The sequence below is a fragment of the Bradyrhizobium sp. USDA 4501 genome, from assembly GCF_054062115.1.
This window is the reverse complement of record NZ_JBSSEX010000001.1, coordinates 3,528,889-3,541,993: the sequence shown is the minus strand read 5'-3', so window position 1 is coordinate 3,541,993 and position 13,105 is coordinate 3,528,889. Positions and strand designations below refer to the sequence as shown.

Below are 13,105 nucleotides of genomic sequence, written 5' to 3'. Positions count from 1 at the left end.
GTAGTATAGGTGGCTCGAATTCTGAACAATTCGTCCCAATATCCGAGCTTTTTGATGTCCGACGCAGCCGTACCGGCGCCTACCCACCCGACCCTGGAGGCCGACATCGCGGCCGCGCTGGGGACGAGGTCGATCGTGCTGGTCGGCATGATGGGGGCCGGCAAGTCGACCATCGGCCGGAGGGTGGCGGCGCGACTCAAGCTGCCGTTCACCGATGCCGACACCGAGATCGAGGCGGCGGCGGACATGACTATCCCGGAGATCTTCGAGAGCAAGGGCGAGCCGTATTTCCGCGACGGTGAGGCGCGGGTGATCGCCCGCATCCTCGGCAATGGCCCGGTCGTGCTGGCGACCGGCGGCGGCGCCTTCATGCGCGAGGAGACCCGCAACCGGATCCGCGACCGCGCGATCTCGATCTGGCTCAAGGCCGACAGTGATATCATCATGCGCCGGGTGCGCCGCCGCGCCGATCGTCCGCTGTTGCACACCCCCGACCCCGAAGCGACCGTCAACCGCCTGCTCAGCGAGCGCGAGCCGGTCTACGGCACCGCCGATTTGACGATTGCCTCGCGCGACGTGCCGCACGACCGCATCGTCGACGAATGCCTCGAGGCCCTGCATGCGCATCTGTGCGGTGCGCGTCCGGCCGACGAGCAACCACCTGTGATGGATTGAACGCGACCTCATGACTGCGCCCTTGAAACATTCCGCCTCAGTTACCGTCGACGTCGCGCTCGGCGACCGCGCCTATGACATCGTGATCGGCCGCGACGTGCTGCAGTCACTCGGCGAGCGTGTCGCGGCGCTGCGGCCCGGCGTGCGTACCGCCATCGTCACCGACCGCACCGTCGCCAAGCACTGGCTGGAGCCGACCGAGGCGTCGCTCGCCGCCGCGGGGGTGCCGACGTCGCGGATCGTCGTCGAGGAGGGCGAGGGCTCGAAGAGCTATGCCACGCTGACCGAGGTCAGCGAGGCGCTGATCGCGGCGAAGATCGAGCGCAATGACCTCGTGATCGCGCTCGGCGGCGGCGTGGTCGGCGATCTCGCCGGCTTCGCGGCCGCGATCCTGCGCCGCGGCGTCGATTTCGTGCAGGTGCCGACCTCGCTGCTGGCGCAGGTCGATTCCTCCGTCGGCGGCAAGACCGGCATCAACTCGCCGCAGGGCAAGAACCTGATCGGCGCATTCCACCAGCCGGTGCTGGTCATCGCCGACACCTCGGTGCTCGACACGCTGTCGCCGCGCCAGTTCCGCGCCGGCTACGCCGAGGTCGCGAAATACGGCATCCTCGGCGACGAAGCCTTCTTCGCCTGGCTCGAGAAGAACCACACCGACATCTTCGCCGGCGGCGCCGGGCGCGAGCACGCGATCGCAACCTCCTGCCGCGCCAAGGCGGGCGTCGTCTCGCGCGACGAGCGAGAGACCGGCGAGCGGGCGCTGCTCAATCTCGGCCATACCTTCGGCCATGCGCTGGAAGCCGCAACCGGCTTCTCCGACCGGCTGTTCCACGGCGAGGGCGTCGCGGTCGGCATGGTGCTGGCGGCGGAATTCTCGGCGCAACTCGGCATGATTTCGTCCGACGATGCGGGGCGCATCGCGCGTCATCTGTCCGCGGTCGGATTGCCGACGCGCCTGCAGGATATCGCAGGCTTCGCGCAGGAAGGCCTTGCCGACGCCGACGCGCTGCTGGCGCTGATGGCGCAGGACAAGAAGGTCAAGCGCGGCAAGCTCACCTTCATCCTGCTGGAGGCCGTCGGCCGCGCCGTGATCGCCAACAATGTCGAGCCGCAGCCGGTGCGCGACTTCCTGCAAGCCAAGCTGAAGGCCTAGACCGGGATGCCTCTCCTTCGGATCGTCATCCCGCTCTATCTTTTTGATTTGAGCATGATCCTTTCGGAAAACCGCTACACACTTTTCCGGATCATGCTCTAGCCACGGATCAGTTCAGTGGGATGGTTCACCTTCTCGATCGTGCTGCTCTGCCTGTTCATCTCGGCGTTTTTCGCGGCGAGTGAGACGGCGCTGACCGGCGCCTCGCGCGCCAGCATGCTGCGGCTGTCGAAGCAGGGCAACACCGATGCCGGTGTGGTCTCCAAGCTGGTCAACATGCGCGAGCGCATGATCGGCGCGCTGCTGCTCGGAAACAACATCGCCAATATCGGCGCCTCGGCGCTGGCGACCGGCGTGTTCACCGCCTGGTTTGGCGACGTCGGCGTGCTCTATGCCACCGCTGTCATGACCGTGATGGTCGTGGTGTTTGCAGAGGTGCTGCCCAAGACCATCGCGATCAACGCGCCCGACCGCATCTCGCTTTTGGTCGCGCGGCCGATGCGGCTGACAATCTTCGTGCTGGGGCCGCTGCTCACCATCATCGAGACCATCGTGCTGGCGCTGATGAAGCTGCTCGGCATCAAGGTCGGGGCGCATCAGGCGGTGCTGTCGCCGACCGAACGCCTGCGCGGTGCGGTCGATCTGTTGCATCACGAGGGCAAGGTCGAGAAGCAGGATCGCGACATGCTCGGCGGGTTGCTGGATCTCAGCGAACTGCAGGTCTCCGACGTCATGGTCCATCGCACCGAGATGACCATGGTCAACGCCGACCTGCCGCCCGAGGAACTGGTGCGCGAGGTGCTGGCGAGCGAATACACCCGCATCCCGCTGTGGCGGGAGAAGCCGGAGAACATCGTCGGCGTGCTCCACGCCAAGGACCTGCTGCGCGCGATGCGCGCCAACGAGGGTGACATGTCGGCGATCGATGCCTCGGCGATCGCGCTGCCGCCCTGGTTCGTGCCGGAGATGCGCCCGGTCTCCGAACAGCTGAAGGCGTTCCGCCGCCGCAAGACCCACTTCGCCCTCGTGGTCGACGAGTATGGCGAGGTCGAAGGCATGGTGACGCTGGAGGACATTCTGGAGGAGATCGTCGGCGATATCTCCGACGAGCATGACGTCGTGGTCGCCGGCGTGCGGGCGCAGCCGGACGGATCCGTGGTGGTCGACGGCTCGGTGCCGATCCGCGATCTCAACCGTGCAATGGACTGGCGCCTGCCGGACGAGGAGGCGACCACCGTCGCCGGCCTCGTGATCCACGAGGCGCGCTCGATCCCGGAGCGCGGCCAGAGCTTCACCTTCCACGGCTTCCGCTTCCGCGTGCTCCGCCGCGAGCGCAACCGCATCACCGCGCTGCGCATCGTCGCCGTCCCGCGCGAGGCCGAGCTGGAGGAGAAGAAGCCGAAGCGGGCGGGGACGGCGTTCTAGTTCGAGTTGGCCAGTCTCCTAGCACCGTCACCCTGAGGAGCGCGCATCGCGCGCGTCTCGAAGGGTCGACGGCCCGGCCGGTGGCCGTGCATCCTTCGAGACGCCGCTTCGCGGCTCCTCCAGCGACAAAGGCGCAGCCTTTGCGCGGGGATGACGGATCAGGCAGCGGCGTGGACCTACTCGATATCGATCGAGATGCCCGACAGCTTCCAGGCGCCGTCGGAGGGGATGAAGCCGAGCTGATACTTCACCTGCTTGGGCGTGGTGTCGAAATGTCCCTTCAGTCGCAGCACGCCCTTGTCGTCGATCTTGGCGTCCTCGTCGAGCACGATCGGCTTGGCAACCACGGCGTCGAACACCGCGTGCTTGTCGACCAGATCCTTGAAGATGGTCTTGAGCTTGTCGGGCGGAAACTGGTCGCGGAACGGCTTTGAGATCTTGGCGTGGAACACGGTGAAATTGTTCGCGGCCACCGCATCGTTGAGCGAGACCAGGATGCTCTTGATCAGCACCTCCTGGACGAACGGGCTCGGCATGTCCAGCGCCGAGGCCGGGCGCATCGCGCAGATCAGGAGCAGGCCGGCGGCGGTGACGATCGACCGGAAACGTGGCCAGCAAGGGATCATCAATGGCCCCATATCATGCGTGGCGGTGCAATCCGTAGTTTCACCTGCTCACGCAGGGAGCAGGTCCATCCTGTTCTCATAGAGGAAAACCACTGCTTCGTCTTGAGGCAAGCGCGAACTAGCGCGGCTTTTCCCCGGGGCCGTGGGCGTGGATCGCCAGCGCATGCACCGAGCCGGCGAGTTCCTGCGCCAGCGTCGCATTTATCATGCGATGGCGTTCGATCCGGCTCTTCCCTTCGAAGGCCGGAGACACAATATATACCCGAAAGTGCGTCTCCCCGCCTGGCCTGTGGCCGGCGTGGCCCTCATGCAGATGTGACTCGTCGACGACGTCGAGGCTTTCCGGCAAGAAAGCTTCACGCAACTTGTTTATGATAGCGTCTTTGGTGCTCATGGCGGCGGAGTTAGGTTCGCGACAGCTTTTCGTCAATGGTGCAAGCGGGAAACGAGGTCCGCGCAATGTCAAGACTTGAAGATTTGTGCATTGCGTAGTCAAAGAGAACATGCCGATCGATTCATCAAAATTCTTCGACTCCATTCGCATCAAGCCGACCAAGGTCAGTGCGAAGCGCCAGGCGCAGGCCGGCGAGCAGGCCGTGACCTGCGAGTGGGCGGGTTGCCAGAACAAGGGCGCGCATCGCGCCCCGAAAGGCCGCGAGAATTCGCGCGAGTATTGGCACTTCTGTCTCGACCACGTCCGCGAATACAACCAGTCCTACAATTTCTTCCAGGGCATGAATCCTGACGACGTCGCGCGCTACCAGAAGGACGCGCTGACCGGCCACCGTCCGACCTGGAAGATGGGCGCCAACAACGGCAAGAAGGGCGAGAGCGGTCTCGATGCCGCCGCCGATCCGTTCCACGTGTTCTCCGAGCTCAACGGCCGCGGCCGCTGGCGCCCCGGACCGGGCGGCGCGGAGCCCAAGCCCGAGACCCGCAAGGTCATGAACGCCGAGCGCAAGGCGCTGCAGGTGATGGGGCTCGGGGCCGAGGCGACGCTCGAAGACGTCAAGTCGAAGTACAAGGCGCTGGTCAAGCAGCACCACCCCGACGCCAATGGCGGCGACCGCTCCACCGAGGATCGCCTGATCGAGATCATCAAGGCGTACAACTATCTGAAGACCGTGGTGCGCGAGGCCTGAAGTCTTGCCTCCGTCGCCCCTGCCTAGTGCGCAGTTGCGCACGGGAGCAGGGGCCCATAACCACCGGCCGTTATCGTTTGCACAAGATGTCTGCCCGATTGCCCCATCGATGGGCCGCGGCGTATGGGTCCCGGCCTTCGCCGGGACGACGGCGGAGTGTGTGGCTCCGCCATCGTCCAACGGTGCAGTTTTGTAGCCCGGATGAAGCGCAGCGCAATCCGGGCCCCCTCGATCCGTGGCAAGACCGTTCCCGGATTTCGCGGAGCCTGTCGTCGGGCGCGCGTTCGCGCGACCCGTTGGCTCCATTCGGGCTACGGTTCGTGGTTAGCCCTCACCCCTTCGGCACCGTCCCGACATAGGACGAGCTCGGCCGGATCAGGCGCCCGGTGCGCCGCTGCTCCAGGGCGTGCGCGGTCCAGCCGGCGGCGCGCGCGGTGGCAAAGATCGGCGTGAACGCCTGCCGCGGGATTTCCAGCCCGTCGAGCAGGATCGCGGTGAAGAACTCGACATTGGTCTCGAGCGGCCGCTCCGGATTCTTTTTCCGCAGCGCCTCGCGGATGTAAGCCTCGACCTCGCCGGCAAATGGCAGGTCGGCACCACTGGCCTCGAGGCGCTCGATGGCGACCTTCAGCACGTCGGCGCGCGGGTCGCGCACGCGATAGACGCGGTGACCAAATCCCATCAGCCGTTCGCCGTGCGCCAGCGCGCCGTCAACCCAGGGCTTGATGCGCTCGCGCGTCCCGATCGCGTCCAGCATTTCGAGCACCGGCTCAGGTGCGCCGCCATGCAGCGGGCCGGTCAGCGCGCAATAGCCGCCGGTGATCGCCGCGAACAGGTCGGCCTGCGTCGAGGCGATCACCCGCGTGGTGAAGGTCGACGCATTCATGCCGTGATCGCAGACCGTGACGAGATAGGCGTCGAGCGCGGCGACCTCGCGCGGCTCGACCTTGCGGCCCAGCAGCATCCGCAGCGTGTCGGCGGCGTGGCCGGCATTCGGGTCCGGGCGCGATCGGGTCATGTCCCCTGGCGTGCTGGACCAGGGCGCCGGCGATCACCGGGAAGGCGCCGACGATGGTCGCCTCGTGCTCCAGCCCGTTCTCGCCGCGCAAGCCCGCGATCGCGGCCCGGAAGCCGTCGACGATCGACATGCCGCGCGTCGCCGGCAGCAGGTCCGGCAGGCGGGCGAAGACGCGTTGGCGGGCGGCGCCGAGGCTGGCGCGGACATTGGCTTCACTCAGCGCCTTGCCGGTAGCGCCGTTCCACAGCCGCGCCGTGACGCCCTCGAAGCTCGACTTGCCCGCGAGGTCGGCGACGTGCTCGCCGGCGATGATCAATTCGCCGCGCTCGCCGTCGACATGGCTCAACACGGTCTCGGCGGCAGGAACGCCGTCCAGACCGATCTGGCTCTTGGTGAGGTGCATATTCATGGCCTGATCTCCTTGCTTCACCCCTTCAAGGTCAGGCCTCTCGACGAGTTGATCAATCTTGATTATATAAATCAATATGAAAAAATCCGCCGAGCTTTACCTCTCCGCTCGCGAAGCCGCCGCCGAGCTCGCGATCTCGCCGGCGACCCTCTACGCTTATGTCAGCCGCGGGCTAATCCGCTCAGAGCCGTCGCCGGATTCGCGCAGCCACCGCTACCGCGCCGAGGACATCAGGGGGTTGAAGGAGCGCCGCGTGCCGTCGCCGGAGCCGCGGGGCTTCCGTAATTTCGACGCCGACCTGCCGGTGATGGATTCGGCGATCGCAACCATCACCGAGCAAGGCCCGATCTATCGCGGCGTCAACTGCGTCGAGCTCGCCGAGCGCGACACGCTGGAGCACACCGCGACGCTACTGTGGGATGTCACCGGCGTCGATCCGTTCGCGCCGGACAATTGCCCGCACGTCTCGGACGAAATGCGCGCGATCGCCGAAGCCGCGCGCCGCGCCCAGCCAATCGATCGGACGGTGGCCGTGCTGGCGCTGGCGGCAAGTGCCGATCCCGGCGCCTTCACGCGCGCGCCGGACGGCCGCGCCATGATCGGCGGCCGCATCCTGCGGCTGCTGGTCGCGACCATGCTGAACGCTGCGCCATCGAACGAGCCGCTGCACGAGCAGGTGGCGCAGGTTTGGACGCCAGGCAACAAGCACGCGCCCGACCTGATCCGCCGCGCGCTGGTGCTGCTCGCCGATCACGAACTGAATGCGTCGACCTTCACCGCGCGCTGCGCGGCATCGACCGGGCTCAATCTGTACGACGCCGTGATCGCGGGTCTCGTCGCGTTGAAGGGACCGATGCATGGCGGTGCCGGCGTGCTCGCCTCGCGCCTCGTCAAGACGATGCTCGACAATGACGTTGCGCCGGTGGTTCGTGAGCGGGTCGCGCTTGGCGAGCGTTTCGCCGGCTTTGGGCACGGCGTCTACAAGAAGGGCGATCCGCGTGCGATCTCGCTGCTCGAAGCGCTGACGCGGGCCGGCGCGCCGCGCAAATTCACCAGGGAAGTGCCGGAGCGGATCGCGGAAGCGACCGGCGAGTTCGTCAACATCGATTACGCGCTGGCGGTGCTGGTGCATGCGCTGCGGATGCCCGCGGGCAGCGAGCTTGCGCTGTTTGCGATGGCGCGCAGCGTCGGCTGGATCGCACATGCCAGCGAGCAGCTTCAGCTCGGCAAGTTGATCAGGCCTCGCGCGCGCTATGTCGGACCGGCGCCCGGGCGGGCGGGAACGACCAACAGTATCTAGCTATTTGGCCGGCTTGGCCGGTTCGATCAGGCTGCCGCCGTGCCGGCGGCGGATGGTCCAGACGGCCAGCGCCAGGATCACGGCGCCGCCCGCGACCGCGAACATCCACAGATGCTTGCCGACATGGCCATGATGCGGCAGGCCGGCATAGTCATGCAGCGCGGTGACGGCGAGCACGCCGGGCAGCACATGCGCCGGCGCCCAGAGCATGATCGCGGGGATGTTGACCGCGTAGAAGCGCACCGGCGGCATGTCGAGCGCGCCGGCCGTGATCGGCACGAAGGCGCGGATCGGCGGCACGAAGCGGGCAAAGAACACCGCGAGCACGCCCCAGCGGTTGAAGAAGGCCTCGCTCTGCGCCACCACGCGCGGATAGTTGGAAAGCGGCCAGGCCGACAGGATCTCGCGCTGGCTGCGGTGGCCGATCAGGTAGGCGGTGCCGTCGCCGAGCATCGCGCCGGCGGCGGCTGCGGCGAGCACCGGGAGCAGCTTCAGTTCCCCACCCGGCACCAGCGCGCTCAACGCCAGGATGATGGTCGAGCCCGGCACCAGGGAGCCGATCACCGGAACCGCTTCCAGCAGGGCGGCCAGAAACAGCGTCAGATAGGCAAGCCAGGCATGGGCCGAAACGAACGCGATCAAAGGGTCAAGGAATGAAGTCACAAAATTCCCATGTGGCGGTGTTATCGGTTTGAGAGCTAACAACTCCCCGCCGGGCTGAAAAGTGCCCGATCCGGGCCGGCCGTCGTGGCGCTGCGGCAAAAGTACGGCGGGATTTGCAGGGCAGCCTTCCAAAAACCGAGTTTCGCTCCTATCTTTATGATAGAACAACGGAACTTTGATTTGCTCGCGGGCTTCTGCCAACCGTTGCTCTCTGCTAGGCTTATGCGAAGCACCCCATCCGCAGCCAAACGATTAATCTGGTTTCGGGAACGCCCGGGACCTCGGAGGATGAATGACGACCGCCGTCCAGACCAAAGCTCAGGAACCCGTCGGCTTGCCCGACATGAAGGTGTCGGTCCGGCAGGTCTTCGGGATCGATAGCGACCTGGAAGTTCCCGCCTATTCCGAAGTCGATCCGCATGTGCCGGAAGTCGACAGCGACTACCGCTTCGACCGCGCCACCACGCTCGCGATCCTCGCGGGCTTTGCCAAGAACCGCCGCGTGATGGTCACCGGCTATCACGGCACCGGCAAGTCCACCCACATTGAGCAGGTTGCGGCCCGCCTCAACTGGCCCTGCGTGCGCGTCAACCTCGACAGCCACATCAGCCGTATCGACCTCGTCGGCAAGGACGCGATCGTGGTCAAGGAAGGCAAGCAGGTCACCGAATTCCGCGACGGCATCCTGCCCTGGGCGCTGCAGCACAATATCGCGCTGGTGTTCGACGAATACGACGCCGGCCGCCCGGACGTGATGTTCGTGATTCAGCGCGTGCTTGAAGTCTCCGGCCGCCTGACGCTGCTCGACCAGAACAAGGTGATCAAGCCGCATCCGGCGTTCCGCCTGTTCTCGACCGCCAACACGGTCGGCCTCGGCGACACCTCGGGCCTCTATCACGGCACCCAGCAGATCAACCAGGGCCAGATGGACCGCTGGTCGATCGTCACCACGCTGAACTACCTCGCCCATGACGAGGAAGTGGAGATCGTGCTGGCGAAGGCGAAGCACTACCGCACGCAGGAAGGCCGCGACATCGTCAACAAGATGGTGCGGCTTGCGGATCTGACCCGCAACGCGTTCGCCAATGGCGACCTGTCGACGGTGATGAGTCCGCGTACGGTGATCACCTGGGCCGAGAACGCCGACATCTTCAGCGACATCGGCTTCGCGTTCCGCGTCACCTTCCTCAACAAGTGTGACGAGCTGGAACGGCCGCTGGTCGCCGAGTTCTACCAGCGCTGCTTCAACGTCGAGCTGCCGGAATCCTCGGTCAACGTGGCGCTCAGCTAGTCCATGCCGAAAATCTCCGTCGAGCGCACAGTCACACAGACGAAGAAGGCGGTGCTCGGCGGATTGCTCCATTACAACAACAAGAAGATGGGGAAGCAGAAGTACAAGCGCTTCGCCATCTCGCTGCGGCAAGGCGACGAGATTGTCGGCGGCATCGTCGGCGAGGTCTGGACCGCGGTGTTGTTCATCCAGTTGTTCTGGATGGAGCAGAAGTTTCGCAACAAGGGCTTTGGCGCGAAGCTGATCAAGGCGATCGAGGACGAGGCGCGGCGCTTCGGAGCGACGCGATCCTATCTGGATACGATGAGCTTCCAGGCGCCGGGCTTCTACCGCGCCAACGGATATAAAGAGTTCGGTTCGATTGAGGGGTATCCCGGCGGCGTGACGCGCCATTGGTTTACGAAATCGCTATGACAACCTCCAACATCAAATTCCGTCCCGGATCCAAGGAAGCGCCGACCGAGCCGTTCAAGCGCTCGGTATCGGCGTGCCTGAAGGCGATCGCCAAGAAGCCGGAGCTCGAGGTCTCCTTCGCCGCCGAGCGCCCCGGGCTTGCGCCCGGCAAGGCGCGGCTGCCGGAGCCGGCGCGCAAGATGACCAAGCGCGATGCGGCGATCGTGCGCGGCCACGCCGATTCGATCGCGCTCAAGATCGCCTGTCACGATCCCAAGGTGCATCGCAAGCTGATGCCGGGTAATCCGCAGGCGCGCGGGGTGTTCGAGGCGGTCGAGCAGGCGCGCGTCGAGGCGATCGGCTCGCGGCGGATGGCGGGCGTTGCGAAGAACCTCACCGCGATGCTCGACGATCATTTCCACCGCGGCAAGTATGACGAGATCACCGACCGCGCCGACGCGCCGCTGTCGGATGCGCTGGCGATGCTGGTGCGCGAGCGTCTCACCGGCATGGCCCCGCCCGCGGCCGCCAAGAAGATGGTCGATCTCTGGCGTCCGACCCTGGAGGACAAGATCGGCTCGCGGCTCGACAAGCTCAGCCGTTTCACCGAGGACCAGGCGAGGTTCGGCGACCTCGTCCATGATCTGCTGTCGGCGCTCGATCTCGGCGACGACCGCAACATGGATTCGGACGATGACGACGACCAGGACGAGAATCAGGACGGCGAGAGCGATCAGTCCGGTGCCGAGGGCTCGCCCGATTCCGACGCCGCGCAGGAGATGAGCGCCGACCAGGCGCAGACGTCAGCGGAAGAGATGAGCGAAAGCGCGATGGAGAGCGCGCAGGCCTCCACGTCGGACACGTTCGACGACGGCGAGCTCGGCGACGACGAGACGCCGGGCGAGGCGACGCGGCCGAATGCGCGCGGACAGAACGAGCCGCGCGGTCCGGAATATCACGCCTTCGCGCCGAAGTTCGACGAGGTGATCGCCGCCGAAGACCTCTGCGATCACGACGAGCTCGAGCGGCTGCGCTCCTATCTCGACAAGCAGCTCGCGCATCTGCAGGGCATCGTGGCGCGGCTCGCCAACCGCTTGCAGCGTCGGCTGATGGCGCAGCAGAACCGGGCCTGGGATTTCGATCTCGAGGAGGGCATCCTCGATCCGGCGCGGCTGTCGCGCGTCGTCACCGATCCCTATCATCCGCTGTCCTTCATGCATGAGAAGGAGGCGACCTTCCGCGACACCGTGGTGACGCTGCTGCTGGATAACTCCGGCTCGATGCGCGGCCGCCCGATCACGGTCGCCGCCACCTGCGCCGACATCCTGGCGCGCACGCTGGAGCGGTGCGGCGTCAAGGTCGAGATCCTCGGCTTCACCACGCGCGCCTGGAAGGGCGGGCAGTCGCGCGAAGCGTGGCTCGCGGCCGGCCAAGCCGGCCAATCCGGGCCGCCTCAACGATCTCAGGCACATCATCTACAAGTCGGCTGACGCACCCTGGCGTCGCGCGCGGAAAAACCTCGGGCTGATGATGCGCGAAGGCCTGCTCAAGGAGAACATCGACGGCGAGGCGCTCGACTGGGCGCACAAGCGCCTGCTCGCGCGCCCCGAGCAGCGCCGCATCCTGATGATGATCTCCGACGGCGCGCCGGTCGACGACTCCACGCTGTCGGTCAATCCCGGCAACTATCTCGAGCGGCATCTGCGTCACATCATCGACGAGATCGAGACCCGCTCGCCGGTCGAGCTGATCGCGATCGGCATCGGCCACGACGTGACGCGCTACTATCGCCGTGCCGTGACCATCGTGGACGCCGAAGAGCTCGGCGGCGCCATCACCGAAAAGCTCGCCGAGCTGTTCAGCGAGACCCACGGCTCGGCGCCCGCGCCGGGCATCCGGCGCCGCCTCCACTCGTGAGACATGCGCTCACCCCCCTAGCCGCCGCCGTTTCCTCCAAGGTATGGCGGCGGGGCTGTCGGCCGCCGCCTTGCCGCGTCTTGCGCAGGCGCAGAGCGCGACCCAGCCGCCGGCAACGCCGAGGCCGGCTGCGAGGCCGAGCCCCTACCGGGTCAACGAACCGGTTTCGATCGACGTCAACGCGCGGCCGCTGCCGTCGTTCGATATCCGCGACCGCGCGCGCACGCGGTTCGGCGCACTGGAATATCGCAGCGGTCTGATCCTGACCTCGTCGTTCTCCGGTTTCGGCGGCCTCTCCGCGCTACGGCTCGATGCCAAGGGCGAACGCTTCATCGCGGTCAGCGACCAGGGCAGCTGGTTCACCGGTCGCATCGTCTATCGCGGCCGGGAGATGGTCGGGCTCGAGGATGTCGAAGCGGCACCGCTGCTCGGCGCCGACGGCAGGCCGATCACCGCGACCCGCGGCTGGTATGATTCGGAATCGCTCGCGCTCGACGGCTCGTTCGCCTATGTCGGGCTCGAGCGGGTCAACCAGGTGCTGCGCTTCGATTTCGCCAAGGGCTTTACCCGCTCGCGCGGCGAGGTGATTGCGCTGCCGCCGGCGGTACGCAAGCTTCCCAACAACAAGGGGCTGGAGGGGCTCGTCTTCGTGCCGAAAGGCCAGCCGCTTGCCGGTACGCTGATCGCATTCTCGGAACGCGGGCTCGATGCGAGCGGCAATTTGGTCGCCTTCCTGGTCGGCGGCAAGACGCCGGGCCAGTTCAGCGTCCGTCGCAGCGAGAATTTCGATATCAGCGACGCGCTCCTGCTGCCGTCGGGCGGTCTGTTGATTCTGGAGCGGAAATTCTCCTGGTTCGGCGGCGTCGGCATCCGCATCCGCCGTCTCGCGCTGTCCGATATCGCGCCCGGCGCCGTGGTCGACGGCCCCGCGATCTTCAATGCCGATCTCGGCAACGAGATCGACAATATGGAAGGCATCGACGCCCATGTCACGGAGGAGGGCGAGACCGTGCTGACCATGGTCTCCGACGACAATTTCTCCCTGATCCAGCGCAACCTGCTGCTGCAGTTCACGCTGGTGGACTGAGGGCGC

Annotated in this window: 11 protein-coding genes and 2 pseudogenes; 9 read left to right on the top strand and 4 right to left on the bottom strand. The window is 66.1% G+C overall.

Translation table 11 applies throughout. The features are described 5' to 3' along the window. The first annotated feature begins 54 nt into the window (after positions 1–54). The 3 genes from ACVWZM_RS16265 to ACVWZM_RS16255 all read left to right on the top strand — a co-directional run bounded on the left by ACVWZM_RS16265 (position 55) and on the right by ACVWZM_RS16255 (position 3,253). Positions 55–675, top strand: coding sequence for a shikimate kinase (locus tag ACVWZM_RS16265; RefSeq protein WP_076824827.1), 621 nt, complete (start codon positions 55–57; stop codon positions 673–675). Positions 676–685: 10 nt separating this feature from the next. Next, the gene (gene aroB, locus ACVWZM_RS16260) at positions 686–1,828 is read left to right on the top strand and encodes a 3-dehydroquinate synthase (protein WP_057015544.1); all 1,143 of its coding nucleotides are present in this window, start codon (positions 686–688) and stop codon (positions 1,826–1,828) included. Positions 1,829–1,945: 117 nt separating this feature from the next. Beyond that, a complete protein-coding gene (locus ACVWZM_RS16255; RefSeq protein WP_057015543.1) occupies positions 1,946–3,253 on the top strand; it encodes an HlyC/CorC family transporter in 1,308 nt (435 codons plus the stop codon). Between the two features lie 176 nt (positions 3,254–3,429). Here ACVWZM_RS16255 and ACVWZM_RS16250 read toward each other — a convergent pair whose 3' ends face one another. Together ACVWZM_RS16250 and ACVWZM_RS16245 are read right to left on the bottom strand one after the other, a co-directional pair. Next, positions 3,430–3,879 (bottom strand): hypothetical protein, encoded by a 450-nt coding sequence (locus tag ACVWZM_RS16250; RefSeq protein ID WP_057015542.1) that lies wholly within the window; start codon positions 3,877–3,879, stop codon positions 3,430–3,432. Between the two features lie 118 nt (positions 3,880–3,997). Further along, complete coding sequence (locus tag ACVWZM_RS16245) at positions 3,998–4,273, bottom strand: BolA family protein (protein ID WP_028338206.1); 276 nt, start codon at positions 4,271–4,273, stop codon at positions 3,998–4,000. A gap of 109 nt (positions 4,274–4,382) precedes the next feature. Between ACVWZM_RS16245 and ACVWZM_RS16240 the strand changes: the two genes are divergently transcribed. After that, positions 4,383–5,021 carry a J domain-containing protein gene (locus ACVWZM_RS16240; RefSeq protein ID WP_456853858.1) on the top strand — a complete coding sequence of 213 codons (639 nt, stop codon included), beginning with the start codon at positions 4,383–4,385 and terminating at the stop codon, positions 5,019–5,021. A 331-nt stretch (positions 5,022–5,352) separates the two neighbouring features. Here the strand turns inward: ACVWZM_RS16240 and ACVWZM_RS16235 are convergent. Next, a pseudogene (locus ACVWZM_RS16235) lies at positions 5,353–6,448 on the bottom strand (citrate synthase/methylcitrate synthase). 76 nt (positions 6,449–6,524) lie between these two features. On the opposite strand from ACVWZM_RS16235, the gene ACVWZM_RS16230 reads away from it, so the two are divergent. After that, positions 6,525–7,748, top strand: coding sequence for a citrate synthase family protein (locus tag ACVWZM_RS16230; RefSeq protein ID WP_253588253.1), 1,224 nt, complete (start codon positions 6,525–6,527; stop codon positions 7,746–7,748). On the opposite strand, the gene ACVWZM_RS16225 is transcribed toward ACVWZM_RS16230, so the two are convergent. Next, positions 7,749–8,411 (bottom strand): DedA family protein, encoded by a 663-nt coding sequence (locus ACVWZM_RS16225; RefSeq protein ID WP_253588252.1) that lies wholly within the window; start codon positions 8,409–8,411, stop codon positions 7,749–7,751. 292 nt (positions 8,412–8,703) lie between these two features. Here ACVWZM_RS16225 and cobS point away from each other — a divergent pair, with 292 nt between their 5' ends. The 4 genes and pseudogenes from cobS to ACVWZM_RS16205 all read left to right on the top strand — a co-directional run bounded on the left by cobS (position 8,704) and on the right by ACVWZM_RS16205 (position 13,099). Beyond that, a complete protein-coding gene (gene cobS, locus ACVWZM_RS16220) occupies positions 8,704–9,702 on the top strand; it encodes a cobaltochelatase subunit CobS (RefSeq protein WP_057015539.1) in 999 nt (332 codons plus the stop codon). 3 nt (positions 9,703–9,705) lie between these two features. Then, on the top strand, positions 9,706–10,116 hold the full coding sequence (locus ACVWZM_RS16215; protein ID WP_253588251.1) for a GNAT family N-acetyltransferase: 411 nt from the start codon (positions 9,706–9,708) through the stop codon (positions 10,114–10,116). Next, a pseudogene (gene cobT / locus ACVWZM_RS16210) lies at positions 10,113–12,012 on the top strand (cobaltochelatase subunit CobT). Before ACVWZM_RS16215 ends, cobT begins: the two are co-directional and overlap by 4 nt. A 43-nt stretch (positions 12,013–12,055) precedes the next feature. Further along, a complete protein-coding gene (locus tag ACVWZM_RS16205) occupies positions 12,056–13,099 on the top strand; it encodes an esterase-like activity of phytase family protein (RefSeq protein ID WP_456853855.1) in 1,044 nt (347 codons plus the stop codon). Positions 13,100–13,105: the final 6 nt, after the last annotated feature.

Coding starts and splice junctions, on each gene's coding strand:
- ACVWZM_RS16245 (WP_028338206.1), bottom strand. CDS start 4,273: ATGAGCACCAAAGACGCTATCATAAACAAGTTGCGTGAAGCTTTCTTG.
- ACVWZM_RS16230 (WP_253588253.1), top strand. CDS start 6,525: ATGAAAAAATCCGCCGAGCTTTACCTCTCCGCTCGCGAAGCCGCCGCC.
- ACVWZM_RS16215 (WP_253588251.1), top strand. CDS start 9,706: ATGCCGAAAATCTCCGTCGAGCGCACAGTCACACAGACGAAGAAGGCG.
- ACVWZM_RS16265 (WP_076824827.1), top strand. CDS start 55: ATGTCCGACGCAGCCGTACCGGCGCCTACCCACCCGACCCTGGAGGCC.
- cobS (WP_057015539.1), top strand. CDS start 8,704: ATGACGACCGCCGTCCAGACCAAAGCTCAGGAACCCGTCGGCTTGCCC.
- ACVWZM_RS16205 (WP_456853855.1), top strand. CDS start 12,056: ATGGCGGCGGGGCTGTCGGCCGCCGCCTTGCCGCGTCTTGCGCAGGCG.
- ACVWZM_RS16250 (WP_057015542.1), bottom strand. CDS start 3,879: ATGATCCCTTGCTGGCCACGTTTCCGGTCGATCGTCACCGCCGCCGGC.
- ACVWZM_RS16240 (WP_456853858.1), top strand. CDS start 4,383: ATGCCGATCGATTCATCAAAATTCTTCGACTCCATTCGCATCAAGCCG.
- aroB (WP_057015544.1), top strand. CDS start 686: ATGACTGCGCCCTTGAAACATTCCGCCTCAGTTACCGTCGACGTCGCG.